The 25,911-nt window shown below is 63.4% G+C and carries 27 protein-coding genes; 20 read left to right on the top strand and 7 right to left on the bottom strand.

Annotated elements, in window-relative coordinates:
• Nucleotides 1-125 precede the first annotated feature (125 nt).
• Nucleotides 126-725: an RNA polymerase sigma factor gene (locus ABI660_RS02525; protein WP_348064623.1), complete on the top strand. Its 600-nt coding sequence runs from the start codon at nt 126-128 to the stop codon at nt 723-725.
• Entirely contained in the window at nt 722-1,810 is a 1,089-nt protein-coding gene (locus ABI660_RS02530; protein ID WP_348064625.1) for an ankyrin repeat domain-containing protein, read from the top strand. Before ABI660_RS02525 ends, ABI660_RS02530 begins: the two co-directional genes overlap by 4 nt.
• Before the next feature lie 96 nt (nt 1,811-1,906).
• On the opposite strand, the gene cysE is transcribed toward ABI660_RS02530, so the two are convergent.
• Genes cysE through ABI660_RS02545 form a run of 3 tightly spaced genes read right to left on the bottom strand, consistent with a single transcriptional unit; the run spans nt 1,907 to nt 4,401 of the window.
• Nucleotides 1,907-2,683, bottom strand: coding sequence for a serine O-acetyltransferase (gene cysE / locus ABI660_RS02535; protein ID WP_348064626.1), 777 nt, complete (start codon nt 2,681-2,683; stop codon nt 1,907-1,909).
• Nucleotides 2,684-2,692: 9 nt separating this feature from the next.
• A complete protein-coding gene (locus tag ABI660_RS02540) occupies nt 2,693-3,526 on the bottom strand; it encodes an RNA methyltransferase (RefSeq protein WP_348064628.1) in 834 nt (277 codons plus the stop codon).
• A gap of 14 nt (nt 3,527-3,540) precedes the next feature.
• On the bottom strand, nt 3,541-4,401 hold the full coding sequence (locus tag ABI660_RS02545; protein WP_348064630.1) for a LysR substrate-binding domain-containing protein: 861 nt from the start codon (nt 4,399-4,401) through the stop codon (nt 3,541-3,543).
• A 105-nt stretch (nt 4,402-4,506) separates the two neighbouring features.
• Between ABI660_RS02545 and ABI660_RS02550 the strand changes: the two genes are divergently transcribed.
• The 17 genes from ABI660_RS02550 (at nt 4,507) to ABI660_RS02630 (ending at nt 19,315) form a co-directional block, all read left to right on the top strand.
• Complete coding sequence (locus ABI660_RS02550) at nt 4,507-4,794, top strand: DUF1330 domain-containing protein (RefSeq protein WP_348064632.1); 288 nt, start codon at nt 4,507-4,509, stop codon at nt 4,792-4,794.
• A gap of 134 nt (nt 4,795-4,928) precedes the next feature.
• Entirely contained in the window at nt 4,929-5,888 is a 960-nt protein-coding gene (locus ABI660_RS02555; RefSeq protein WP_348064634.1) for an inositol monophosphatase family protein, read from the top strand.
• Nucleotides 5,889-6,083: 195 nt separating this feature from the next.
• On the top strand, nt 6,084-6,386 hold the full coding sequence (locus ABI660_RS02560; RefSeq protein ID WP_348064636.1) for a phosphopantetheine-binding protein: 303 nt from the start codon (nt 6,084-6,086) through the stop codon (nt 6,384-6,386).
• Nucleotides 6,383-7,054: a hypothetical protein gene (locus ABI660_RS02565; RefSeq protein ID WP_348064638.1), complete on the top strand. Its 672-nt coding sequence runs from the start codon at nt 6,383-6,385 to the stop codon at nt 7,052-7,054. Before ABI660_RS02560 ends, ABI660_RS02565 begins: the two co-directional genes overlap by 4 nt.
• Nucleotides 7,055-7,075: 21 nt before the next feature.
• Nucleotides 7,076-8,455, top strand: coding sequence for an AMP-binding protein (locus ABI660_RS02570; protein ID WP_348064640.1), 1,380 nt, complete (start codon nt 7,076-7,078; stop codon nt 8,453-8,455).
• Complete coding sequence (locus ABI660_RS02575; RefSeq protein WP_348064642.1) at nt 8,445-8,783, top strand: hotdog domain-containing protein; 339 nt, start codon at nt 8,445-8,447, stop codon at nt 8,781-8,783. Before ABI660_RS02570 ends, ABI660_RS02575 begins: the two co-directional genes overlap by 11 nt.
• The gene (locus tag ABI660_RS02580) at nt 8,780-9,748 is read left to right on the top strand and encodes an acyl-CoA synthetase (protein ID WP_348064644.1); all 969 of its coding nucleotides are present in this window, start codon (nt 8,780-8,782) and stop codon (nt 9,746-9,748) included. The genes ABI660_RS02575 and ABI660_RS02580 overlap by 4 nt, the downstream gene beginning before the upstream one ends.
• Nucleotides 9,741-10,346, top strand: coding sequence for a LolA-related protein (locus tag ABI660_RS02585; protein WP_348064646.1), 606 nt, complete (start codon nt 9,741-9,743; stop codon nt 10,344-10,346). The genes ABI660_RS02580 and ABI660_RS02585 overlap by 8 nt, the downstream gene beginning before the upstream one ends.
• Nucleotides 10,343-12,691, top strand: a complete 2,349-nt coding sequence (locus ABI660_RS02590) for an MMPL family transporter (protein WP_348064648.1) — start codon at nt 10,343-10,345, stop codon at nt 12,689-12,691. The genes ABI660_RS02585 and ABI660_RS02590 overlap by 4 nt, the downstream gene beginning before the upstream one ends.
• Nucleotides 12,684-13,487, top strand: a complete 804-nt coding sequence (locus ABI660_RS02595; protein WP_348064650.1) for a polysaccharide deacetylase family protein — start codon at nt 12,684-12,686, stop codon at nt 13,485-13,487. The genes ABI660_RS02590 and ABI660_RS02595 overlap by 8 nt, the downstream gene beginning before the upstream one ends.
• Nucleotides 13,484-14,182, top strand: coding sequence for a phosphatase PAP2 family protein (locus ABI660_RS02600; RefSeq protein ID WP_348064652.1), 699 nt, complete (start codon nt 13,484-13,486; stop codon nt 14,180-14,182). Before ABI660_RS02595 ends, ABI660_RS02600 begins: the two co-directional genes overlap by 4 nt.
• 80 nt (nt 14,183-14,262) lie before the next feature.
• Nucleotides 14,263-15,003, top strand: coding sequence for a class I SAM-dependent methyltransferase (locus ABI660_RS02605; RefSeq protein WP_348064654.1), 741 nt, complete (start codon nt 14,263-14,265; stop codon nt 15,001-15,003).
• 57 nt (nt 15,004-15,060) lie between these two features.
• A complete protein-coding gene (locus ABI660_RS02610; protein ID WP_348064843.1) occupies nt 15,061-16,254 on the top strand; it encodes a beta-ketoacyl-[acyl-carrier-protein] synthase family protein in 1,194 nt (397 codons plus the stop codon).
• Nucleotides 16,255-16,261: 7 nt separating this feature from the next.
• Nucleotides 16,262-17,089 (top strand): beta-ketoacyl synthase chain length factor, encoded by an 828-nt coding sequence (locus ABI660_RS02615; protein WP_348064656.1) that lies wholly within the window; start codon nt 16,262-16,264, stop codon nt 17,087-17,089.
• 68 nt (nt 17,090-17,157) lie between these two features.
• Nucleotides 17,158-17,613 (top strand): 3-hydroxylacyl-ACP dehydratase, encoded by a 456-nt coding sequence (locus ABI660_RS02620; protein WP_348064845.1) that lies wholly within the window; start codon nt 17,158-17,160, stop codon nt 17,611-17,613.
• Complete coding sequence (gene fabG, locus ABI660_RS02625; protein ID WP_348064658.1) at nt 17,610-18,341, top strand: 3-oxoacyl-ACP reductase FabG; 732 nt, start codon at nt 17,610-17,612, stop codon at nt 18,339-18,341. The genes ABI660_RS02620 and fabG overlap by 4 nt, the downstream gene beginning before the upstream one ends.
• 212 nt (nt 18,342-18,553) lie before the next feature.
• Nucleotides 18,554-19,315: a class I SAM-dependent methyltransferase gene (locus ABI660_RS02630; RefSeq protein WP_348064660.1), complete on the top strand. Its 762-nt coding sequence runs from the start codon at nt 18,554-18,556 to the stop codon at nt 19,313-19,315.
• 55 nt (nt 19,316-19,370) lie between these two features.
• On the opposite strand, the gene ABI660_RS02635 is transcribed toward ABI660_RS02630, so the two are convergent.
• The 4 genes from ABI660_RS02635 to ABI660_RS02650 all read right to left on the bottom strand — a co-directional run bounded on the left by ABI660_RS02635 (nt 19,371) and on the right by ABI660_RS02650 (nt 23,844).
• Nucleotides 19,371-20,099, bottom strand: a complete 729-nt coding sequence (locus tag ABI660_RS02635; protein WP_348064662.1) for an alpha/beta hydrolase — start codon at nt 20,097-20,099, stop codon at nt 19,371-19,373.
• A gap of 263 nt (nt 20,100-20,362) precedes the next feature.
• Nucleotides 20,363-21,499, bottom strand: a complete 1,137-nt coding sequence (locus ABI660_RS02640; RefSeq protein ID WP_348064664.1) for an ABC transporter substrate-binding protein — start codon at nt 21,497-21,499, stop codon at nt 20,363-20,365.
• Between the two features lie 38 nt (nt 21,500-21,537).
• Nucleotides 21,538-22,305, bottom strand: a complete 768-nt coding sequence (locus tag ABI660_RS02645) for a coniferyl-alcohol dehydrogenase (RefSeq protein ID WP_348064666.1) — start codon at nt 22,303-22,305, stop codon at nt 21,538-21,540.
• A gap of 84 nt (nt 22,306-22,389) precedes the next feature.
• Nucleotides 22,390-23,844, bottom strand: coding sequence for a benzaldehyde dehydrogenase (locus ABI660_RS02650; protein ID WP_348064668.1), 1,455 nt, complete (start codon nt 23,842-23,844; stop codon nt 22,390-22,392).
• A 256-nt stretch (nt 23,845-24,100) separates the two neighbouring features.
• Between ABI660_RS02650 and ABI660_RS02655 the strand changes: the two genes are divergently transcribed.
• Nucleotides 24,101-25,900 (top strand): sigma 54-interacting transcriptional regulator, encoded by a 1,800-nt coding sequence (locus tag ABI660_RS02655; RefSeq protein ID WP_348064670.1) that lies wholly within the window; start codon nt 24,101-24,103, stop codon nt 25,898-25,900.
• Nucleotides 25,901-25,911 lie beyond the last annotated feature (11 nt).

Genomic DNA, 25,911 nt, shown 5'->3' on the forward strand with positions numbered 1-25,911 from the left:
CGCTGCGCCTGCGGGCCGGCAAAGCCGGACCCGCGGCCGCTGCTTGAAAAAGAAAGGCCCCACGGTCACTTACTGCGAGTAGCTCCCGAGGTCTTGCGGGCCGCGATGGCGTGCTAACGTGCGGCATGCCTAGCGTCACTACGCCCGCCGACGATGCACAGGAAAGCGACGAGTCGCTGATGCTGCGCTACGCCGGCGGCGACATTGGAGCCTTCGATGCGCTCTACGCACGCCATGAAATGGGCGTGTGGCGTTATGTGTTTCGCAGCGTGCGTGTGCAGGCGGTGGCCGACGACCTGCTGCAGGATGTGTGGTTTGCAGTGGCGCGGCAGTCAGTGAGCTATCAACCGACGGCGCGCTTCAAGACCTGGCTGTTCACCATTGCGCACAACCGGATGGTCGATCATTTTCGAACGGCAAAAAACCATGTGCGCATGGATGCCCATGGCGAAGAGGATGATGAACATGGCCTGGCCGACACGCTGGCGGCCGACTCCGGTTTTGGCCCGCTGCGCCAGTTGCAGTCGCGTGAGCAAGCCGCGGCGTTGATCCATGCAGTGGAGCAGTTGCCGGCGGACCAGCGCGAAGCCTTTTTGCTGCAGGCTGAAGCCGGCATGAGCGTTGAAGACATCGCCAGCGCCACCGGCGTGAGTTTTGAAACCGCCAAGAGCCGCCTGCGTTATGCCCGGCGCAGCCTGCGCCAACAGCTACAGGAGTTTGCATGACAGAACCCCGTTCAGGCGATGAGCTGACGCGGCGCTACCACGAGGCCAGCGCGCAGGACACGCGCCGCCCCGGCACGCATGTGCGCGATGCCGTGCGCGCGCATGCCCAGGCGGTACTTGACGGAAAGGCCACCACCCACGTAGCCGCGCCGCAGGCACCCGCAGCCAACCAGTCGCGATGGAAGCTGTCGCTGCTGGCCAGCCTGGCTTTGGTGGGCCTGACCAGTCTGCTGGTGCTGCAGTTCGAACGCGGCACACCCGACGAGCAAGAACTGGTGGCTGGCCGCGGAGCAGCGCCTGCGCCAGGGCCAGTTCCCTCTGCAACACCCGCGCCCTCGACGCCCGCCTTATCGTCCGCAAAGTCGGCCGACAGCGAGGCGAAAGCCGCTGCAACGGCCCCGGCCAGCCCGCCGGTTCCGCGTCCGGCCCCGCCAAGCGCACGCGCCGGAACAGGTGCCGCAAGCGGCAGCGCGGACAAAACCGCGCGACCGGCAGAAAACGCCCCCCTGTCACCTCCGGCAGCCGCCACGCCTGCGCCTCAAGCCCCCGCGCCTCGTTCTGATCCCAGGTCTGCCGCACAAGCCGAGTCCAGCACCCAGATGGCCGACACGGCAAGTGCGGCCAACGAGCCAGCGCCAGGCTTGCAAGGCTCCGCGGCGCCTGCCGCTGCCTTGCGTGCTGCCCCCGCGACAGCCCCGCCGCCCGCGCCGCGGGGTGCGATGTCTGCCGCCCCGAATGCGCAGGAGGAACGCGCCTCGCAGATACAACGCGACCGCGCGCGAGCCGGTTTGGCGAAGGCTCAGCAGCGCTCCGCAGGGGAATCGCTGCATGAGGCTGCCCGTCTCGGCCAGCTCCCGCAGGTCGAGCGCCTAATCGCGCAGGGCGCAAGCATCAACGCACCCGACGCAGCCGGCCGAACGCCGCTGATGCTCGCCGCCATCCACGGCCACACCGCCGTAGTGCAGCGCTTGCTGGCCGCCGGGGCAAACCCGGCGCTGGTGGATCGTGAGGGTGTCAATGCGCTGGGGCATGCGCGGCGGCTGGGCCAAGAGGAGATTGTGCGGATGATGGAGGCGGGGTCTTGAGAAGGCTTTCTACAGCCGAATAGATGGCCGGCCCTTTGGATACTCAGACATGACCCGGTTCATCTCCGGGACAGCAAAAACGGGTAGAGGCCGACCCTACTTCCCCATCAGCTGATTCAGCTTCTCGGCCTCGAAGGTTTCCTGCAAAGCTGCATCATCCGGCACACAGTCCCGGTGCGCCTTGCCGCTTTCAGACAGCTTTTCGATCGCCTGCCAGAGCAGCGCAATCTGGTGCTCCTGCGAAGAAGCGTTGTCGATCAGGCCCTTCATCGCCTGGGACACCGGGTCGTCTTCCAGCGTGATGCCGTAGGCCGAAAATTTGCCCTGCGCCGTCGTGACGTCGGCGCTTTCGCCGGTTTTGGAGGGGATGATGCGCGCCGGGATGCCGACCGCCGTGGCGCCTGCCGGCACCGGCTTGATCACCACCGCGTTGCTGCCGATCTTGGCGCCATCACCGACCAGAAAGCCGCCCAGCACCTTGGCGCCGGCGCTCACCACCACGTCCTTGCCCAGGGTCGGATGCCGCTTCGTGCCCTTGTAGAGCGAGGTCCCGCCCAGCGTCACGCCCTGATAAATCGTGCAACCGTCGCCAATTTCGGCGGTTTCTCCGACCACCACGCCCATGGCATGGTCGAAAAACACGCGTTCGCCGATGACGGCACCGGGATGGATTTCAATGCCCGTCAGCCAGCGCGAAATGTGGGAAATAAAGCGGCCCAGCCACTTGAGGCCACTCGTCCAGCAAGCGTGCGCCAGCCGGTGCAGCAGGATGGCGTGCAGGCCTGGGTAGCAAGTCAGCACCTCCCAGGCGCTGCGCGCGGCAGGGTCGCGGTCGAGGATGCACTGGATGTCGGAGCGAAGTCGGGAAAACATGCTGCGAGTTTATGGCTTGGCGCTCGTCTCTGCTGGCGCGGCCGTTTGGCCGCCCGACGCGAGGGCTTTCTGGCTCATGGCCTTGGCCACGCCGCGCAGGATGTGAATCTCTTCGGGGCTCAGTTGCGCCCGGTTGAAAAGCTGGTTCAGGCGCGGCATCAGCTTCTTGGGCGAAGCCGGGTCGAGGAAACCAATGTCAGCCAGCGCACGCTCCCAGTGCCCCAGCATGCCGGCCACCTCGGCGGCATCGGCCAGCCGGTGCTCTGCCGTCGCTTCCTGCACGGCAAAACCACCCAGCGCCTGGCGCCAGTCATAGGCGATCAGCTGCACAGCGGCGGCCAGGTTGAGCGAACCGAACTTCGGGTCGGTCGGGATGCTCAGCGCCACATGGCAGCGGTAGACGTCCTCGTTTTGCATGCCAAAACGCTCGGAACCGAATAAAAGGGCCACACCTTCCGGTTTTGAAGCCAAATCGGCCTCCAGCCCATGTCCCGCGGGCGCAAGCAGCTCTCTTTTTGATAGTGAATCGGCCGTACCCAGCAGCTCGGCGAAATGTTCGCGCGGCGCCCGGGTGGGTGGACCGAAGTCGCGTGGCGTCATGGCAGTGGCGCACAAGTGCGTCATGCCGTCCAGGGCTTCGTCCAGCGTGGCGACGATGCGGGCGTTTTTCAAGACGTCCAACGCCCCGCTGGCGCGCTGTATGGTTTCCTCGCGATTCAGCACATTGGCCCAGCGCGGCGCCACCAGCACCAGGTCACCAAAACCCATGACTTTCATGGCGCGCGCGGTAGCGCCTACATTGCCGGCGTGGCTGGTATTGATCAGGATGAATCTCGTATGCATGGAACTGGATTGTCCTACGCCGGCGGTCTCAGGACACGAAGCAGTGCCTCGACCTTCGGCGACTTTGCACCCTTGCGCCAGATCAGGTCAATCTGCGCGCAGTCGCTGCCTGGCGGCAAAGCGTGGACGCTGAGCCGACCTGTCTCTGGAAAGGTTGCCAGCACGCTGCGCGGCACCAGCGAAATACCCATGCCCACCACCACACACCCCAGCATGGCATGGTAAGACGTGATTTCGATGGTTTGCACCGGCATGCTGTTTTTAAGGAGATACCAGGCTTCCAGCCGCGCGCGATGCGGACAGCCCTTTTCAAAAGCCACAATAGCGTGTGGAGGCTTGCTGTTTTTGGCAGTGATGGGCGGATGCCCGGCGCTCGCAACGATCACCAGCTCCTCGGTGTAAATCGGCTCCCGTTCAAAGGGCCCCTCCGCCACCGGTCCAGTGACCAGTGCCGCGTCCATTTCGCCAGCCAGCACGGCCGCGGCCAGTTGCTGCGGGTTGCCGGTTTTGAGCGCGAGCCTGACCTCCGGATACAGACGCACAAAATCGCTCAAGGGAGCAGGTAGCCGAACAGCCGAGGTGCTTTCCATCGCGCCAAGCACAAATGCGCCGCGCGGCTGACCGCCCTGTACCGCATCGCGGGCCTCATCAGCCAGGCTGATGAGGCGTTCCGCATAGTCCAGCAGCACGCGCCCGGCTGGTGACAGATGCAGCCGCTTGCCTTCACGGATAAAAAGCAGCACGCCGAGTTTTTCCTCCAGTTGGCGGATACGCGTCGTGATGTTGGACTGCACGCGGTGCAGGCGTTCGGCGGCACGCGTTACGCCCCCAGCTTCCACCACGGCACGGAAGATAACAAGGTCGCTTAACTCCATTAAATCTCCATTAAGGATAATAAATATCTTTATTATTCATTTTTCAGAATGATCTGTCGCGCCTATCGTCCAGCCTTCATCCCTTCACAACACCAAGGAACAAGAATGTCAAAGGCTTATTGGATCGTGCGCGTCTCGGTGCGCAACATTGAGGAATATCCTCGTTACCTCACGGCGGCGCGGCTCGCCTTCGAGAAGTTCGGGGCGCAATTCCTGGTGCGCGGCGGTGCGTATGAATGTATGGAAGGCAGCTCGCGTGAACGCAACGTCGTTGTGGAGTTCGCCGACATGGCGACCGCCCAGGCCTGTTACGCCAGCCCTGAATACCAGGCGGCCCGGGCCATACGCCAGCGACATGCAGACGCGGATTTCCTGATTGTGGAAGGCGCCTAGAACAGGTTCCTGGGGTAGAGGGGCGACATATCGCCTTTGGGAAGGGGACCGGGTATCGCGTTTATGGGAAAATACCGCCATTGCCCGTCGCCCGCATCGCCAGCGCCGGTTTATCCCGTTCTTCCCTACAAATTATGTCGTCCCCCAATCTGCATCCCATGCTCAATGTGGCCATCAAGGCTGCGCGCGCCGCCGGCGCCATCATCAACCGTGCTGCGCTGGACGTGGAATCGGTCCGTGTCTCGGCCAAGCAGACCAACGACTTCGTCACCGAAGTCGACCATGCCGCCGAAGCCGCCATCATCGAAACCCTGCTCACCGCCTACCCGGAGCACGGCATCCTGGCCGAAGAATCGGGCAGCGAACACGGCGCCAGGGATTCCGAATTTGTATGGATCATCGACCCCCTGGACGGCACCACCAACTTCATCCACGGCTTTCCCGTCTACTGCGTCAGCATCGCCCTGAGCGTCAGGGGCAAGATCGAACAGGCCGTGGTTTACGACCCCACCCGCAACGACATCTTCTGCGCCACCAAAGGGCGCGGCGCCTATATGAACGACCGCCGGGTCCGTGTCGCCAAACGCACCCGCCTGCAGGAATGCCTGATTTCCACCGGTTTTCCCTACCGGCCCGGCGACAAACTCAAAACCTACCTCCACATGCTTGGTGAAGTCATGAGCCAGTGCGCCGGCGTGCGCCGTCCCGGCGCAGCCGCGCTGGACCTGGCTTACGTAGCGGCCGGCTTCAGCGACGGCTTTTTCGAGTCCGGCCTCAAGCCCTGGGATGTGGCAGCCGGCTCGCTGCTGGTGACTGAAGCCGGCGGACTGATCGGCAATTTCACCGGCGAAGCCGACTTCATGGACCATGGCGAATGCGTGGCCGGAAACCCACGCATTTATGGCCAGCTGGTGACCACGCTGGGCAAGTACAGCAAATTTGCAGGCGCCGGCGACAAGGCCAGTGTGCGCCAAGCCGTGCTTGATGCGGCCCAGGCCGTCGATGCCGACACGGCCAGCCAGACCCTGTCGGTTCCGCGCAGCGCGCGCGCCGCCAAGTCTGTCCCGTCCGATGGGTCCGGCGAACCCCTTTAACAACGATAACAAGGGAGGCGTACACGGCGGTTTTTACGTCTTGTTTCGTTTTGAACTGACACCCCCGAGGGGTGTATGCCTACATCTCCTCTGGGAGCGCAAAACAATGTCAGTTACCATCAAACCATCACCCTGATTGGGGCGCCAAACGCGCCGTCGCAGCTTTCATATTCGAAGAAAACCAGGTCTTACACGATGCCAGAATCCTCACTACAACCCTCCGCCGTGCCCGTGGCCGCCGATGCGGCCCTGATGCACGAAGTGGCCGAACTGGTGGTCACTTCCCTGAACCTGGAAACGGCCGCCGCAGACATCCAGCCTGATGAGCCGCTTTATGGCGACGGCCTGGGGCTGGACTCGATCGACATCCTCGAAATTGCCCTGGTGTTGTCCAAACGCTACGGCCTGCAGTTACGCGCCGACCACGAGGACAACACGGCCATTTTCCAGTCGCTGCGCAGTCTGAGCGACCATATCGCCCTGCAAAGAACGAAGTGAACCTCGGCTTGACGGCAACACTGCTGCGCGGCTTGCGCTGGGCAGCCATTGCCGGCGCCTGTCTGGCTTATGCCGTTCTGTCCCACCTGGCGGCGGCAGACCCCCACCCCGACTTGTGGGACGCAGCGGTTGCCATGGCACCGCTGATCCTGCTGGCCACAGTCCTGGCCTGGCGTTCGCCGCGCAGGCTCTGGATGCTGACGCTGTGCCTGGCAGGCGCTGCCGTCCTCTATACCGCGAGCGGGTGGCTGGTGCAGCACTACAACTGGGTGTTCCTGCTGCAGCATGCCGGCATACAGGCCCTGCTGGGCCTGGCCTTCGCGCGCACCCTGCGCCCCAGCCAGACTCCCATGGTGTCGCGTTTTGCAGCCGTCATTCACGGTCCCCTGTCACCCGCGCTGGCGCGTTACACCCGGCAAGTCACCTGGGCCTGGACGCTGTATTTCGCCGTGATGACCGGCTTGTCGCTGCTGCTGTTCTGGCTGGCGCCGGTGGCCGTCTGGTCGGCCTTTGCCAACCTGCTGAACCTGCCGCTGCTGATCCTGATGTTCACCGCAGAGTATGTAGTACGCCTGTGCCTGCTCGCACCGTCTGACCGGGCCGGCCCGCTGGAAGCGATCCGCGCGTACCGGCAGGCCGGGTCGGGCCGGTCGCCCCCTGCTTCCTGACCCGTCTAGCCTGCCCGTCCCATGACCACCTACGCGCTCATCAGCCACAGCAGCGGCAACGACATCCTGGCCTGGCGCTACGGGGAGAAAATCCCGGTGCGCCAGTACATCGCCGACGTGCGGCAACTGGCAGCAGCGCTGCCCCCGGGCAGACACATGCTCAATGCCTGCAGTGACCGCTATCACTTTGCGGTCGGCCTCGGCGCGGCACTCCTGACAAGAAAAATCAGCCTGCTGCCGCCCACGCACACCCCGGAAATGATGCGCCAGCTGCGCACGCTGGCACCCGACGTGTTTTGCCTGTCTGACGCACCCCATGCCATCGACCTGCCCGGTTTTGTCTATCAGGACGCATTTGCAGACGGCCCGACGCAAACTCACCCTGAAGAGCCCTGCGACATCCCTTACCTTCCCGGCGACCAAGCCGTCGCCGATGTATTCACCTCGGGCTCGACCGGCCTGCCGCAACCGCATCGCAAGACCTGGGGCTCGCTGGTACATAGCGCGCGTGCCGAAGCGCAGCGGCTGGGCCTGAGCGAGGAGCATCCTGGCACCATTGTGGCCACGGTGCCGCCGCAGCACATGTACGGCTTTGAATCGACGGTACTGCTGCCCATGCAATGCAGCGCGGCATTACACGCCGGCCAGCCGTTTTATCCGGTCGACATCATCAACGCGGTCAAGGCCGTGACAAGCCCCTGCATGCTGGTCAGCACACCGGTGCACTTGCGCGTGTTGCTGGCCTCGAACCTGGAACTGCCCGAACTGGACCTTGTCCTGTCGGCCACGGCCCCCATGGCCACCGAGCTCGCAGAAAACTGCGAAATCCGTTTCGGCGCGCCGCTCTACGAAATCTATGGCTCCACCGAAACCGGGCAGATCGCCTCGCGCCGGACTGCACTGACCGCCGAGTGGGAACTGTTTCCGCTGGTCACGCTGACGCCCCACGACAACCGCATGTGGGCTTGCGGCGGCCATGTGGACAAGGTGGTTCCGCTGAACGACGTGCTGCAGGCGGTTGACAACCACCGCTTCCTGCTGCATGGGCGCCTGGAAGACCTGGTCAACATTGCCGGCAAACGCAACTCGCTGGCCTACCTCAACCACCAGCTCACCAACATTCCCGGCGTGCTCGACGGCGCGTTTTTCATGCCTGATGACGATGGCCACGAAACCGTGGTGCGGCTGATGGCTTTTGCCGTCGCCCCCGGCATGAGCGCCGCCACCCTGCAGGCGGCACTCAAAGAGCGCATTGATGCGATCTTTCTGCCGCGTCCCCTGGTCATGCTCGAGTCCCTGCCGCGCAATGCCACCGGCAAGCTGCCGCGCGACGTCCTGCAGGCGCTCGCCCAATTGCACCTGGTGCGTCCCGCTCAGGAAGGCGGGCCCGGTGCAGAGTGAGGAAACCACCCTGCGCTTTGCCAACGGACATCCGGCTTTTGCCGGGCACTTCCCGGGCCGGCCGATGGTGCCGGGTGTATTGCTGCTGGACGCAGCCCTGCATGCTGCGGCGCAGGCACGCACTGCCGCGGACGCAGCCAAGAGCCAGCATTCCGGACCGCCGCCGCGCTGCTTGGTCAGCTCGGCCAAGTTTCTGAGCCCGGTGTTGCCCGGCGAAACCCTGACCATTTCCTGCGCGCCTACTGCCGCGGGGCACACCCGTTTTGACATCGCATGCAAAGGCCGGCCGGTGGCCACCGGCGCTTTTGTGTTTAAAAGCAACCCATGAGTCAGGCCGCGCCGAACCAGAACAGCCAGGCCAGGTGGCAAGACCGCCCCGAAAGCAGCAACATGCTCCTGCTGCGCGTCATGACCTGGATTTCATTGCGTCTGGGTCGCGCTGCCGGGCGCTTCGTGCTGTACGGCATCACCACTTATTTCATCCTGGTCAACGCCGAAGCGCGCCGCGCATCGCGCGACTACCTGCACCGCGCACTGGCACTGCCCGCACAGGAAGCCGTGAGCTGGCACCACATCTTCAGGCATTTTTTCAGTTTCGCATCCGTTATTCATGACCGGGTCTATCTCGTCAATGAACGTTTCGGGCTTTTCGATATCCATGTCCACAACGAACACCTGGTGGCCGACCTCACCGCGGACCGCAAGGGCGTGTTCCTCATGGGATCGCATGCCGGCAGCTTCGAGGTGCTGCGCGCGGTCGGCCGCCGTCAGCCAGGCCTGCGCGTGGCCATGGTGATGTACGAGGAAAATGCGCGAAAAATCAACGCGGCACTGGGCGCCATCAACCCGGCGGCGCAACAGGACATCGTGGCGCTCGGCCATGCAGACTCCATGCTGCGGGTTCATGACCTTATCGAAGGCGGAAGCGTCGTCGGCATGCTGGCCGACCGCCGCCTGAACAACGACACCACACGCCCCGTGGCGTTTTTGGGTGAAACCGCGGAGTTTCCCGTGGGCCCCTTCCGGATGGCGGCCATCCTGCGCAGGCCGGTCCTGTTCATGGTCGGGCTTTATGGCGGCGGCAACCGCTACGATATCCATTTTGAAACGCTGGCCGACTTTTCAGTGCCCTGCGCAGGCGGACGCGAAGCGGCGGTGCAGGCCGCCATGGCTCGCTACGCAGCGCTGCTGGAGCAGCATTGCCGCCAGGCACCTTATAACTGGTTCAATTTCTTCAATTTCTGGCAAGCGGCCCTTCCGCCCGCGGCCAAACCTGACCTCGCCCATGACTGACGCATCGTCCCTGACCTCTCCCCCTTTCAAGGCCTGGCTGGCTGGCGCCGGCTTGCTGATCGGCCTGCTCTGCGGCCCCGCCCACGCGGCCTGGGATGTCGCCCAGCTGATGCAGGGCTTGGCTCAGAACAAATCGGGACGTGCCAGTTTTGTCGAAAAGAAATACATCGCCGTGCTCGAGCAGCCTGTGGAATCTTCCGGCGAGCTGCTCTACACCGCACCCGCCCGGCTGGAAAAACGCACGCTCAAGCCCAGGCCGGAATCTTTGCTGATCGAGGGCGCTAGCCTCACGGTGGAGCGCGGCCAGCGCCGCATGCAGCTGCGCCTGCAGGACTACCCCGAACTTGCGGCCTTCACCGAAAGCATACGCGGCACCCTGGCAGGCGACATTGCCGCCTTGCGCCGCGTCTACAACCTGGAACTGGAAGGCTCCGAAGAGCGCTGGACCCTGGTCCTGCGGCCCATGGAAACGCGCATGTTGCAGGTGGTACAGCGCATCCGGATTGGCGGCAGCCAGGCCGAGGTGAAGTCGATTGAAATCGAGCAGACCGACAAGGACCGCTCGGTGATGATGATCACCCCGCTGACCAAGCCATGACAGCCCGCTGGTTCCGGCGCCAGCTTCTGCCGGTCTGGCTCTGGCTCGCCTTTTTGCTGGCCTGTGGCGCCATCATCAGCCGGACCCACTTCACCACGGACCTGTCGGCCTTTCTTCCGCGCACACCCACCGCCGAGCAGCAGTTGCTGATGGACCAGCTGAAAGACGGCCTGGCTTCACGCCTGATCCTGGTGGGTATCGAAGGCGCTGACGCACCTGCTCGCGCCAGGCTGTCCAAACAGGTCGCGCACGTGCTGCGCGCCGACCCGGCTTTTGTCACCGTCAACAACGGCGAACCCATCAACAAGGAGCGCGACCAGGCTTTCCTGTTCAACCATCGCTACTTGCTGAGCCCCGCGGTAACACCCGAACGCTTCAGCGCCGATGGCCTGCACGCAGCCTTGGCGGAAAGCATAGACCTGCTGGCCTCGCCCGCCGGGCTGCTGGTCAAGTCCCTGCTGCCGCGCGACCCGAGCGGCGAAATGGTGCAACTGCTTGAGCAGCTGGGCAGCGCCAGCCAGCCCCCCCTGGTGGACGGCGCCTGGGCCTCGCGCGATGGTGAGCGCGCGCTGATACTGATGCAGACGCGCGCGTCCGGCTCCGATACTGACGCCCAGGAAAGCGCCATGGCAGCCATCCGGCAGGCCTTCAACGCGGGTTCCGCACAAAGCCCCGATGCCCGGCTGGTGATGACCGGCCCCGGGGTGTTTTCGGTAACCTCGCGGGAAACCATCAAAAGCCAGGTCAGCCGCCTGTCCATCATCAGCGTGCTGATGATCGCCACCATCCTGCTGCTGGTTTACCGTTCCTTCAGCGCGCTGGCGCTGGGCTTGCTGCCCGTGATCAGCGGCGTCCTGGCAGGTATCGCGGCGGTCAGCCTGGGTTTTGGAACGGTGCACGGCATCACCCTCGGATTCGGCACCGCGCTGATTGGCGAAGCGGTGGATTATTCCATCTACCTGTTCGTGCAATCGGAACAGGGCAGCACCGACCAGCAAGGTTGGGTTCAACGCTTCTGGCCAACCATCCGGCTGGGCGTGCTGACATCGGTCGCCGGCTTTTCCTCGCTGCTGCTGTCGGGCTTTCCCGGTCTGGCGCAACTTGGCCTGTATGCAATCACCGGGCTGCTCGCCGCTGCGACCATGACACGTTTTGTCTTGCCGCATCTGTTGCCCGCCGGTTTCCGCATCCATGACGTGACCGCCATCGGGCGCGTGTTGACCCAGCTGGTTCGTCGCGCAGGCGCGCTGCGCTGGCCAGCTGCCATCGTCGTGCTGATGGCCTGCGCCGTCCTGGCCATCAACCGTGATCATCTGCTCAATGAAAAAATCTCGGCCCTGAGCCCCGTGTCTCAGGCTGATGTGGCACTTGACGAAAGCCTGCGTACCGACATGGGTGCGCCGGACGTGCGTTACCTGGTGGTGGTTTCCGGCGGCAGCCGGGAAGCCGTGCTGCATACCGCTGGACAGGTGTCCGGCGTGCTTCAAACGCAGGTCGATCAGGGGCGGCTCGCCGGTTTCGAAAGCCCCAGCCGCTACCTTCCCAGCCAGGCGACCCAACAAGCCCGCCAGGCCAGCCTGCCTGCCACGACGCTGCTACAGGCGCGCCTGGCGCAGGCTGCCCAGGGGCTGCCGGTGCGGGCACAGCTGTTCGCACCTTTTCTGGCCGATGTAGAAGCCGCCCGCAGCGGGCCGCTGCTGCAGCCCGACGATCTGGCGCAGACATCAATGGCCATGGCAGTAGATGCCTTGCTGCTGCAGCAGCCGCGCGGCTGGACCGCCCTGCTGCCGCTGAGGGCACCGGAAGGTGGCGACATCAATGCCGACGAGCTTCGCGCGGCGTTGGGCGCCACCGGTTTGCCCCATGTGCTGTTTGTGGACATGAAGGCCGAATCCAACCGCCTGTATTCGGGTTATCTCAACGAAGCCGCCCTGCTTTCCCTGGGCGGGCTGGCGGTCATCATCGGTTTGCTGCTGCTCGTTTTCCGCTCGCCCATGCGCGTTCTGCGCATCACCACGCCGCTGGCCGCGGCCGTGGTCACGGTGACGGCCGGACTGACGCTGCTCGGCCAGCAGCTGATCATTCTTCACCTGGTTGGCCTGCTGCTGGTGGTTGCCGTGGGTTCGAACTATGCTCTGTTTTTTGACCGTCCCGACCCGCATGCACCGATTTCGCCGCGCACGCTGGCTTCCATGCTGTTTGCCAACCTGACAACCGTCGCAGGCTTCGGCTTGCTGGCATTTTCCAATGTTTCCATCCTGCAAGCCTTGGGAGTGACCGTGGCGCCGGGTGTCATCCTCGCGCTGGCTTATGCAGCCATTTTTGCGAAACCGTCCCATGCCTGATTCATCCTGGCGGCTTCCCGCATTGATCCGGGCGTCCATCGTGCTGCACGGGCTGGCGCTGGGCCTCGTCCTGGCGCAGCCTGGGCTCTGGCCCTGGGCACTGGGCGCGGTGGTCCTCAACCACGGACTGGTGGCCGCAGTCGGCTTGTGGCCGCGTAGCCACTGGCTGGGACCAAACTGGACGCGGCTGCCCGCAGCCGCCACAAACAGAAACGAAATTGCACTGACCATCGACGACGGTCCTGACCCCCTCGTCACGCCGCAGGTGCTCGACCTGCTGGATCGCTACGGCGCCCGCGCCACTTTTTTCTGCATCGGCGACAAGGCAGCGCGTTATCCGGAGCTGTGCCGGGAAATCGTGCACCGCGGCCATGCGGTTGAAAATCACAGCCAGCACCACCGCCACCATTTTTCGGTCATGGGCCCGCGCGGCATGGCGCGGGAGCTCCAGGCCGCGCAGGACACGCTGGCAGCGATCACCGGGCAGCGGCCGCTGTTTTTTCGCGCGCCTGCAGGTCTGCGCAACCCCTTTCTCGACCCGGTGCTCACGCGGCTGGGGCTGCGCCTGGCCAGCTGGTCGGCCCGCGGTTTCGACACCCGGATCGGCAATGCGGCGCAAGTTGCAAGCAAATTGCTGCGCGGCCTGAAGGCCGGCGCCATCCTGCTGCTGCACGACGGCAACGCCGCCCGCACCGAGGCCGGCGTACCGGTTATCCTGGAGGTATTGCCGGTGGTTCTTGAATCCGCGGCAGCCGCCCACTTGCGGCCCGTGACCCTGTCTCAGGCCCTCGCATGACCACGCCCCTCCACAAGGAATTTTTGCCCTGGTACCGCCAGGCTGCACGGCTTATACCCCTGGACCTGGGCCTGAAAAGTATCGGCATCCCGGTTTTTATTGCTGTGTTTTTTGCCGCCTACTTCTATGTTCTCAAGAATCCGGCCTATCCCGTCACCGTGATGCCCGTCACATGGCTGGACCGGCTGATCGGCTTTCAGCCCATGGCCCTGCCCCTGTATGTTTCCCTGTGGGTGTATGTTTCCCTGCCACCGGCCTTTCTGGCAAACCGGCATGAACTCTATGTCTACGGTCTGGCCATGGCCGGCACCTGTCTGACCGGCTTGATCATCTTTTATTTCTGGCCCACTACCGTTCCCGTGGCCGATATCGACTGGGCCCTGTATCCGGGTGTGGACTTCCTCAAAAACATGGACGCGTCGGGCAATGCCTGTCCGTCCCTGCACGTCGCCACCGCTGCTTTCTCGGGGTTCTGGATGCACCATCTGCTGCGCCGCTTCGGCGCGCCGCTGTGGGTCCAATTGTTCAACGCGCTGTGGTGCATCGGTATTGTTTACTCCACGGTCGCTACCCGCCAGCATGTGGCCGTTGACATGTGGGCCGGGCTCGCGCTGGGCACGTTCGCTGCGTGGTGGGCCTTGCGCCATGTACAAGGTGCCGCAGCCCGCCATCACAGGCCTTCCACCCCCGCCTGACCCGTGTTCGGTAAAAATCAGCACCTCCTCATCGTCCATCAGGCCGAACTTCAACCGGTCACGTTACCTGCGACCCAGTCATGAATCCCACGCCTTCCGTTTTCATCAAAAAACTCATCTCGCTGGCTGCGGCGCCCTACAAGCCGGTCGGACTCTTCACCTGGATGTTTGCCCGCGGCAAGCTCGGCGGTGATCCGGTGTTTGTCCATCTGCTGGCCGCAGGCCTGCTGGCCGGCCGCTCACGCATCCTGGACATCGGCTGCGGCCAGGGTTTGTTGACCTCCTGGCTGCTCGCCGCGAAAACATGCGCCGCGCGCGGCCAGTGGCCGGTTGCCTGGCTGCCCGCGCCTTCGGCATCTCATGTACGGGGTGTTGAGCTGATGGCCCACGATGTCGAACGGGCGGAACGTGCCCTGGCCGGTGCCGTCCGCGGAGGACATGCCCACTTCCTGCAGGCAGACATGTGCCGCACCGAGTTCGATCAAGCCGATGCGGTGGTGATTCTGGATGTGCTGCATTACGTTCCGGTTGCCGCGCAGGACGAAGTGCTGCAGCGCGTGCGCCGGTCTCTGGCACCCGGTGGCGTGTTGTTGTTGCGTGTGGGCGATGCCGCCGCCGGCTTGCCCTTTGCCATCAGCAACTGGGTTGACTATGTGGTGACCACCTTGCGCGGTCATCGCCTGGGAACGCTGCATTGCCGTACCATCGCCGAGTGGCAAACGGTGTTGCAAAAGCTGGGGTTCACGGTTGAAGCCAAAGCCATGAGCCAGGGCACCCCTTTTGCCAATGTACTGCTGGTGGCTCGCCTGCCAGCCGCTTGAGCGGTTATCCCCGCGTTTGCTACCATGAATTCATCATCCAGCTTACCCCCCGGCACTGTGCGACCCCTTCTGCTTTCCCACTTCACTGCAACAAGCTGTATTGGGCAGGGCCTGCAGCCGACCCTGGCCGCGCTGCAAGCGCAGCGCAGCGGACTCCAGCCCTGTGATTTCGATTCGGTCGACCTGGCCACATGGACAGGCACCGTGGAAGGCCTGGACGACGAAGTCTTGCCTGCGGCACTGCAGGCCTACGATTGCCGCAACAACCGCCTGGCCCAACTCGGCCTGCGGCAAGACCACTTTGACGAAGCCGTGCAGGCCCTGGCTTCGCGCATCGGGCGCAAGCGCATTGGCGTGTTCCTCGGTACCAGCACTTCCGGCATCCTGCAAACTGAAATGGCCTACCGCCAGCTTGATCCCGTGACGGGCAAACTGCCCGACAGCTTCAAGTATGCAACCACGCACAACTCCTTTTCCGTCACTTCTTTTGTGCGTGAATTTTTCCAGCTGGAAGGCCCGGCCATGACGGTGTCCTCGGCCTGTTCTTCCAGCGCCAAAGTGTTTGCTTCGGCCCGCCGCATGATGGCTGCGGGGCTGATTGACGCGGCCATCGTCGGCGGTGTGGATTCGCTGTGCCTGACGACCCTGTACGGGTTCAACTCCCTCGGCTTGACGTCCACCCGGGCCTGCCGGCCGTTCGACGCAGAACGCGACGGCATTTCCATCGGCGAAGCTGCCGCTTTCGCTCTGCTCGAATGGGCACCCGAACACCTGGACGGGAAGGACGTGCTTTTGCTGGGTGTGGGTGAATCCAGCGATGCCCACCACATGTCCTCGCCCCACCCCGAAGGCCTGGGCGCGCGCATGGCGATGCAGAGCGCCCTGGATATGGCCGGGCTGGCCGCAGCGGATATCGGCTACATCAACCTGCACGGCACCGCCACACCAAGCAACGACGCGGCAGAAACCAAAGCCGTGGTCGCGCTGTTCGGGTCCGGCACGCCCTGCAGCTCCACGAAGGGCGCAACCGGTCACACCCTGGGCGCCGCAGGCGGTGTCGAAGCCGTGATCAGCGCGCTGGCCCTGCAAAATGGCCTGTTGCCCGGAGGCCTGAACACGCAAGTGCTGGACCCGGCGCTGCCCCTGAATTACCTGCTGGAAAATCGTGACGACGCCGTGACCCGCGTGCTGAGCAATTCCTTTGGTTTCGGCGGCACCAACTGCAGCCTGGTTTTTGGCCGTGCCGGATAGAACACCCATGACACCTCCATCCACTGCACAGCCTCTCACGGTTTTTGTCGAAGGCATTGGCCTGCTGGGGCCCGGTTTGTCGGGTTGGGAAACCGGCAGCAACCAGTTGGCGGACCGCGCCCCTTATGAAGCGGCGCACTGCGTGCTGCCACTGCCCATGGCCCTGCCCGCGGCAGAACGCAGGCGCGCAGGCGCCGTGGTCAAGGTGTCGCTGGCGGTCGGCCAGGAAGCGGTGACGGCGTCAGGCCGCGCTGCGACCGACCTGCCCTCGGTTTTTTCATCGTCCAGCGGCGACGCCATCAATTGCCATGAAATCTGCAGCGCCCTGGCATCGGGCGACAAGCTGATTTCTCCCACGCGTTTCCACAACTCGGTGCACAACGCCTCCTCCGGCTACTGGAGCATTTCAAGCGGGGCCATGGCCACCTCCTCGGTGCTGTGTGCCTATGACGCCAGTTTTGCTGCCGGTCTACTCGAAGCCATGACCCAGGTAGTGGTGGAACAGACCGCGGTGCTGCTGATCGCCTATGACACCGACTACCCCGAACCCTTGCGCAGCGTGCGCCCCCTGTCTGACACATTCGGCACCGCGCTGGTGCTGGCACCCCAGCGTAGCGAGCGCAGCCTCGCCCAGTGGACACTGGCGCCGTCAACCTGCCTGACAGGCGCCAGTGCCACCGTTATGGCAAACAGTGCACTGGAACACCTGCGCACGGGTATTCCCGCGGCGCGCTGCCTGCCGCTGCTGCGCAGTGTCGCCACGCACAATGCGGGCGACATCGTGCTCGATTACCTTGATGGCCTGCAGTTGGCCGTGCAGGTGGCTCCGTGCTGATACCGGCGCATCTTCCATGCACCCTGCAGCACGCGGATATTGCACGTCGCATTCCCCATCAGGGTGCCATGTGCCTGCTCGATAGCGTCAGCACCTGGGACGCGCAACATATTGTTTGCCAGGCCAGCAGCCACCGCGCACCCGACCATCCCCTGCGGGCCCACGACCGCCTGGGGGCGGCCTGCGGCATTGAATATGCAGCGCAGGCCATGGCCGTGCACGGCACCCTGGTGGCCCAGGCCCAGGCTGGCGAAGGTGCTGAAAACACACCGCCGCGCGCCGGCTACTTGGCCAGCGTGCGCAGTGTCACCTTGTGGGTCGAACGGCTGGACACCATAGATGGCCCACTGACCATCCGCGCCGACCGGCTGACAGGGGACGACAACACCATTCTCTATAGTTTCAGCGTTCAAGCCGGTGAACAGGATCTGCTCGCCGGACGAGCTGTGGTGGTGCTCGACGCCTCGGCGCTTGCGCTCTCCCCATCAACACAACAAACTGCAGCAGCAGGCGCATCTCCATGACATCAACCCCCAAACGCGCACTGGTCACCGGTGGAAGCGGCGGACTCGGCTCCGCCATCAGCCGGCGGCTGGCGGCTGATGGCTTTCACGTCATCGTTCACGCCAACAGCCACCCGGCAAAGGCGCAGGAAGTCGCCGACGGCATCGCGGCTCAGGGCGGCCTGGCGCAGGCTGTGGCTTTCGACGTCACCGATGCGGCAGCGACGGGCGCAGCTCTGGAGGCGCTGCTCGAAGAAGGCGCCATCCAGGTGCTGGTCAACAATGCCGGCATCCACGACGATGCCGTGTTTCCCGGCATGCAGCTGGCCCAGTGGCAGCGCGTGCTCGATGTATCGCTCAATGGTTTCTTCCACGTCACTCAGCCACTGACCATGCCGATGATCCGCACCCGATGGGGCCGCATCATCACCATCACGTCGGTGGCAGCGGTAGCCGGCAACCGTGGCCAGGTGAACTACTCGGCGGCCAAGGGCGCCCTTCATGCGGCCACGAAATCCCTGGCACTTGAAGTGGCCAGCCGCGGCATCACAGTCAATGCCGTGGCGCCGGGCATCATCGATACCGCCATGACCCAGGGTGCCTTCAGCAAGGACGTCATCGATCGCATGGTTCCGATGAAACGCGCCGGCAAGGCCGAGGAAGTGGCCGACCTGGTCGGCTTTCTGGCCTCGGAACGGTCAGCCTATATCAGCGGGCAAGTTATTTCCATCAACGGCGGCATGATCTGACCCGCTGTCGGGCCCTTGTCCGATTGACACCAAAAAAAAAACGCCAGAGACTTGTGAATTCGGCGTTCAGGGCAATGACCTTCAAGTAGTTCCCTTTTTATCCTTCCCGGCAGGCATCCACCTGCTTTTCAACGCACCTTGCCAACGCATGCCCATGGCGGCCATTCCAGGGCGTGTCCAACTGCCGCTCCAGGTTCAAAGGTAACAACTCCATGAAAACTTCCGTGCCCATCCCTGCGGCCCATGCTCCCCACCATCCGCTCACCGACTATTACCAGACCGAGCAGGACCGACAAGCGTATTTGCGCAAGATTTTTGACACGACTGCGGCCGACTACGACCGCATTGAGGCCATGCTGGCGTGGGGCACAGGTTCCCGCTACAGGCGTCAGGCCCTGATCCGGGGTGGCTTGAAAGCGGGCATGCGTGTGCTCGATGTAGGCGTTGGCACAGGTCTGGTTGCCGCGCAGGCCTGCCTGCTGGCCGGTGATCCCGCTCTGGTGACCGGCGTCGACCCCAGCCCCGGCATGATGGCGGCCAGCAAACTGCCCAGGACCATGGTGCTGACCGAGGGCCGGGCCGAATCATTGCCTTTCCCGGACAACCACTTTGATTTCCTGAGCATGGGTTACGCGCTTCGCCACATCAGCGACCTGGGGGTGGCGTTTGCAGAGTTTCAGCGGGTGCTGAAGCCCGGCGGCCGCCTGTGCATCCTTGAAATCACGCAGGCCAAAACCGCTCCAGGGCGGTGGCTGCTCAAAACCTATATGCGAAGCGTGATACCGCTGCTGACACGTCTGGTTTCCCGGCAGAAGGACACCGCGACAATCTGGCGCTACTACTGGGACAGCATAGAAGCCTGCGTTCCTCCGGAGCAGGTCATGGCGACGCTGAACGCGGCCGGGCTGGTACAGGTCAGGCAGCACCTGGAAGTGGGCGTGTTTTCCGAATACCAGGCGATCAAACCCGGCTGAGAAAGCTGCCCCACCCCCCAGCCCCCAGGAAAGCAGGCGCACGTCCGGCGCCTGCTCAGACCTGCTCGCGCAACCACTGCGCCAGCTCCGTCATGACCTGCAAGCCGATGGGTGAAACCGCCGTGAAATGAATGCATGCGTGTATCGCCTCTGGATAGTGGCGGTGTGTCATAGCCACTTCGGCAGAGGCCAGCTCTTCAGCCAGCGCATGCCCTTCGTCGCGCAGTGGATCGTGGCCCATGGTGGCGACCCAGGTCGCAGGCAGTGACTCTAGCCCCGCAGAGCCCAACAACGCATAGTCCGGGTGGTACACGGCCTCGGCCCGACCGCCCAGATAGCTGGCCATGAACCATCGCACGACCCCGGTGGTGAGAAATTTTCCTTCACCGTTCTCGCGGTAGGACGCGCTGGATTCGTCAGGGTGTTGTGCCACCGGGTAGATGAGTCCCAATGCGCGGACGTTCGCCGAACGCACACGGCGCGCGGCCACCAGCGCCAGTTGCGCGCCAGCGCTGTCACCGGCCACAGCGATACGGCCGGCATCGCCACCCCAGGTGGCTGCGTTCGCCAGCACCCATCGCAACGCGGCTTCGGTGTCGTCGGTCGCGGCGGGGAAGGGATGCTCCGGTGCCAACCGATAGTCCACGGCCACCACCAGCATGCCCGCGTGATTGCACAGGGTGCGACAGACCTTGTCATGGGTTTCCAGGTCGCCAATCACGAAGCCACCGCCGTGCACATACAGCAGCACAGGCCATGGGCCAGTGGTGTCGGGGCTGTACACGCGCAGGGGCAGCGGACCCGCCCGGCCCCGAAAAAGTGGTGTCGCCCACCTTCCCTACGGCCGGGGCCGGCAAACCCAACGCACCGGCCAGATCACGGTAAATCTGCCGTGCCACCACAGGCGGCAGGCTTTCCAGTGGCGGATGACCCTGGGCAGCGGCCTGGGCCAAAAAACCGGCCAGGGCGGGGTCCATGGCGGCCGTTTCCAGCACGGAATTGACAACAGCATTCATTCGGGTTTCTCCAATGGGTCGGGGGGGTACTTCAACGCTGCAGCACGAACTGCCCGCCTTCGATCTTCAACATCACGGCTGCGCGTTCGTCAAAGCCGATGTGATCGGCCGGCGTGAAATTAAGGACGCCATGCGAAATGACGATTTCCTTTTCACTCTCCAGCGCATCGCGCAGCGCCTGGCGGAATTCCGGCGTACCCGGTTTGGCCTTCTTCAAGGCCAGCGGCACGATGCGTTGCAGCACTTTCAGCGCGTCGTGGGCGTGCGCCCCGAACTGCGTGCGCGAGTTGACGCCATGGGCCTTTTCGAAGGCATTCACGTAGTCCATCGCTACCGGCCTGATCGGATTGCTGGCGGCCAGTTGCTCAGCCACCAGTACGGGCCCCGCTGGCAGGATGGCCCCATTCATGGCCTTGCCGCCTACGCGCACCAGGTCGGGTGAGGCCGCTCCATGGGTCTGGTAGATGGGTCCGCTCCAGCCGCGCTCGCGCAGGTTGATCTGCGGCATGGCAGCGGCCGAGCCGGCGCCCACAATCAGCACTGCATCGGGCCTGGCCGCAATAGCCTTCAGCGCCTGCGCGGTAATGGCGGTGTCCTGTGGCGCGAAGCGCTCGGCGGCAATGATCTCCAACCCGGCTTTCTTCGCTGAGGCGGTGAAGGCCTGCAGCCACATTTCGCCATAACCCTCGTTCCACCCCAGGAAAGCCACCCTCTTGACCTTGTCCGCCACCATGCGGCTGGCCACGGCATCGGACATCAGCGGCACGGGCTGCGGCAAGGGAAAGGTCCAGTCGTCCTTGCCACCGGGACGCGGCGCCGGTGCAAAAGCCAGTTGCACAGTTTTGGCCTCTGAAGCCACCGGAGCCATGGCCAGCACCGCCGGCACGCCCGAGGAGCCCAGCAGCACATCGACCTTGCTTTCGATGACCAGGCGGCGCGTATTTTTGACGGCAGCCGTGGTGTCGGATGCATCGTCAAGTACCACCAGCTTGATCTTTTCGCCCGCAATGCGCTCGGGCCAAAGGTCCAGCGAGGCCTTGATCGGCAGCCCCAAGGAGGCCAGCGGCCCGGTCAGCGACAGGCTCACACCAACGGTGATATCGGCGTGTGCGGTGCCCGCCAGTGCGAGCAGCGCTGTCATGGCTGTTTTTGCAAGAATGTGTTTCATGATGTCTCCGTGGGTCAGTGTTTATTTTTTGAAGTGCTTCAGAGGTAGGTCGAGGCCAGGCCACCATCGACGGGAATGTTGCTGCCGCTGACCCAGCGCGCCGCGTCGCTGCAAAGCCAGGCAATCACGGGCGCGATCTCATCGGCAAAACCGGGACGCAGCATGCGGTGGGCATCCGCCTGGACCCGTTCCTGGCCAAGCATGGTGACGAAGTCACCTAGGATCGGCGTGAACACCGGTCCAGGAGCCACGCAGTTCATGCGCACGCCCTTGCCCATGAACCATTCTTGCGATCGCGTGGCATTCCAGACAATCAAGGCTTCCTTAAAATACTGGTAGCAGGTAGCGTGCGGCACGGGGTGGTCGCGCAACCAGGCAGCACCTGCCTCAAAACTCCTCGCCGCCGCCAGTTCCTTGTGCAGGTCCAGCCGCAGCGGCCATTCGGCCCCGAGAATGGAAGCTACGTTGACAATGCTGCCGCCACGTGGAATGCGCGCCAGCACTTTCTCCGTCAAATGCCTCAAGCCCAGGTAGTTCACACGGGCCACCAGGTCGCCATCTGCCGTGCCCGGCACGCCAGCAATATTGCAAAGCGCATCAACATGCGCTGGCAACTGGGCCACGGCGGCATCGATAGCTGCGACGATTCCCAGGTCAGCCTTGACGAAACCGTCCAGCGTCAGGCCAGGGTCGTTGCGGTCCATGCCAATGACTTTGGCACCGTGAAAGCGTGCAAGCCGGGCCACCTCGGCACCGATTCCAGACGATGTGCCGGTGACAACAATGGTCTTTCCGTGCAGGCTCATACAGCCCCCTCGGTGAGAGGGAGGCAAATGGCATCATGTGGATTCATGGGATCTCCTTGAAGTAGTGGATCGAAAAAGTGCGGTTCAAAACGGAAACATCGGCGCGGTGTCCTTGATGGTCATCCACTGCCATTGCGTGTACTCCTCCCAGTCGGATGGGCCGCCCACGCTGGTGCCGTTGCCCGCGATGCCAGGTCCGCCGAAGGGGTTGACGCAGTCGTCATTGACGGTCTGGTCGTTGATGTGGACCATGCCGGACTTGAGCTGTTGACCCAATGCCATCGCACGGCCAACAGATTTAGAAATGACGGCGGAAGCCAGGCTGCCGGTGTTGTTGTTGGCCAGCGCAACCGCTTCCTCGTCGGTGGCAAAAGTGACGATGTTGGCCACCGGGCCAAAAGTCTCTTCGTCAAACACACGCATACCGGGCTTGACACCCGACAACACCGTTGGCTTGTAGAACAGGCCGTCATAAGTGCCGCCGGCTTCCAGCCTGGCACCCGCCTTGATGCTGTCCTGCACCACGGCATGCACGCGGTCGCGCTGTTTCGCATCGATAAGCGGCCCCAGGGCCACCTGGCCGCTGGCACCATCGCCCACCGGAAGATGTGTGGCTTTGGCAACCAGGCGCTGTGTCAGGGCGGCAGCAATGCTTTCATGCACAAGAATGCGGTTCGAAGCCATGCAGATCTGCCCTTGGTGCAGATAGGCGCCCCAGGCAGCGTTGCTGGCCGCAACATCCAGGTCGGCGTCGTCCAGAATGATCAGCGAGTTGGCTCCGCCCAACTCAAGCGACACCTTCTTCAGGTGTTTGCCAGCGAGTTCACCGATGCGCCGGCCCACCGCGGGCGAGCCGGTGAAGGCGATCATCGGCACCAGCGGGTCGGTGACCAAAGCCTCGCCGGCTTCGGCGTCGCCGGGCAGAACCTGCAACAAGTCCTTGGGCAAACCGGCTTCCGCAAAAATGCGCGCAATCATCAGGCCACCCGTCACCGGCGTGCGGGTGTCGGGCTTGATCACCACGGCATTGCCGGCGGCCAGCGCCGGCGCCACGGCGCGAAGTGTCAGGATCAATGGGAAGTTGAACGGTGAAATAACGCCCACCACGCCGTGCGGCATGCGGCGGGCGATACTGATGCGCCCAGGCACGCTGGGCAGGACCTGACCTTGAGGCTGCAAAGGCATGGCGGCCGCCAGATGGCAAATCGTGATGGCTTCACGGATCTCATGCTGTCCCTTCGGAAGGATGCCGCCGGTTTCCCGCGTGGCGTACAGCGCAAGTTCGTCGAAATGCTGCTGAAACAAGGCACCGGCGCGGCGGAAGACCTCGGCTTTTTCACGAGGCGGTATGGCAACCCAGGCTTTTTGCGCGTTTGCCGCCGCCTGCGTGGCAGTGGCCACATCGGCCGCATTGGCAATTCCCACCGTGCACATCACTTGCCCAGTTGCAGGCTCCACCACATTGCGCTCTCCGCCGCCCAAAGGCGCGTGTGCCGATGCAGAAAAATTCAGAAATACCATTGCGTCCGATGCACCCATTTGCTTGTCCTTCCGGTTGTTTGATCAGCTCGCCACATTGGCTCGTCGTGCTTCTCTATCGCAATGCATGTACCAGCGACCCGCGCAAAGACCCGGTTGATGCGCTGCAGCATGCTCTTTTTCAGTTGAAAAATCAGGACATACCCTAGGTGCGATTGCTGCAATGCAGCACATGGAAATTACTCATTATTTTTTTATCAAATGGTTATAAAGTCGAAACAAATTTCACCAATTGAGCAAATCAAGGAGCAACACCATGCGCGCATCGGATCGCATCTCCCTCGTCGACGTGGCCCGGGTGACGGGTGCCGCGCTGGGCAACTTCGACAGTGCGTCGGTCACCAAGGCCCTGGGCGGTTTTGCCAGTACCCACATCGGCGGCGATACGCATCCAACAATTGCGGACATCGGTGAATGCCTCTTCTTTTCACCGGGAGACGGCCGCATCTGGCTGCAGGATCAGCGCATGGTCTTGTTGCACACCGAAGCGCTAGGCTCCATGCGGCGCGAAATGATCGACAGTCTGGGTGTTGAAAAGGCCAGAGGCCTCTTTACCCGCGCGGGTTACGTCAGTGGTGCCCGCGATGCCCAACTGGTACGCAAGCATTGGCCCGACGCCGATCCACTGGCGGCGGCCATCGCAGGCACACGCCTGCATGCGCTGGAAGGTGTGGTGAAAGTTGAGTTGGTGAGCGTCACCTACGACCCGGACACCAGCGGTTACGAGGGCGAATTCCTGTGGCACAACTCCAGCGAAGACGATGAACACATTGCCGCCTACGGAATTGGCGGCTCACCGGCCTGCTGGATGCAGGTGGGTTATGCCACCGGCTACGTCAGCACGCTGTTCGGCCGCCTTATTGTCTTTCGCGAAACCATGTGCCGATCCATGGGTGACGCGCACTGCCGTGTGGTGGGCAAGTCGGCCGACAAGTGGGACGATATCGAACAGGACATGCGTTATCTGAACGCCAGGGAGTTTGTCGATACTGCGGCCTATGCGCGCCCGCTCCCCCGTGCCGCCGAGCTTCCACTCGCCGACGCGCCCGCGGGCGATGCCATGGTGGGTGCTTCGTCCGCATTCAATGCCGCCTGCCACCAGCTCAGCCGCGTGGCACGAACTTCCGCCACAGTGCTGTTTACGGGCGAGTCAGGCGTTGGCAAGGAAAAATTTGCCAGCATGCTGCACAAGATCAGCCCGCGCAAAGATCAGCCTTTTATTGCCGTGAACTGTGCCGCCATCCCGGAGACCCTGGTCGAATCCGAACTCTTTGGCGTGGAACGAGGTGCGTACACAGGGGCCAGCCACTCGCGGCCGGGCCGCTTCGAACGGGCCAGCGGCGGTACTCTTTTCCTGGACGAGATCGGTGCGCTTAGCTTGGTCGCCCAGGGCAAGCTGCTGCGCGCCCTGCAGGAAGGCGAGATCGAACGTGTGGGCGGAACACGCAGCATTGCGGTGGATGTGCGGGTGGTGGCTGCCACCAACGAAGCCTTGCGTCAGGCTGTGCGGGACGGCAGATTTCGGGAAGATCTGTTCTTCCGCCTCAACGTTTTCCCCATCCACCTGCCGCCACTGCGCCAGCGGCGCGACGACATTCCCCTGCTGATGACCCACTTCCTGAACCATTACCGGCACAAGCACAGCTGCAATGCCGGCGGCTTCACCCAGGCGGCGGTGCGGGCGCTGCTGAACTATGACTTTCCAGGCAACATTCGTGAACTGCAAAACCTGATCGAGCGAGCCGTGATCACCGCCGATGCCGACGGATTGATCGATGTTCATCATCTGTTTACGGGTGGGGAAGCCCTGAATGCGGACATCATGACTCTGCGGATGCAGGGAAGCTCGGGCACCTTGAATTTTTCCGCATCCGTGGCCGCTACAGCGGCGCCATCAAACGCGGCGCCATTACCGCAGTCGCTGGATCAAACCGAGCGCGACATGCTGCAGCGGGCAATTTCCGCATCTCAAGGCAACCTATCCGCCGCCGCACGGCAGCTCAAGACGACACGGGCAAAGCTGGCCTACCGGGCCAGGAAACACGGTCTCATTTGATCCGGCGCCAA

The sequence above is a fragment of the Polaromonas sp. genome, assembly GCF_039930745.1.
In the GTDB taxonomy this organism is placed as follows: domain Bacteria; phylum Pseudomonadota; class Gammaproteobacteria; order Burkholderiales; family Burkholderiaceae_C; genus Polaromonas.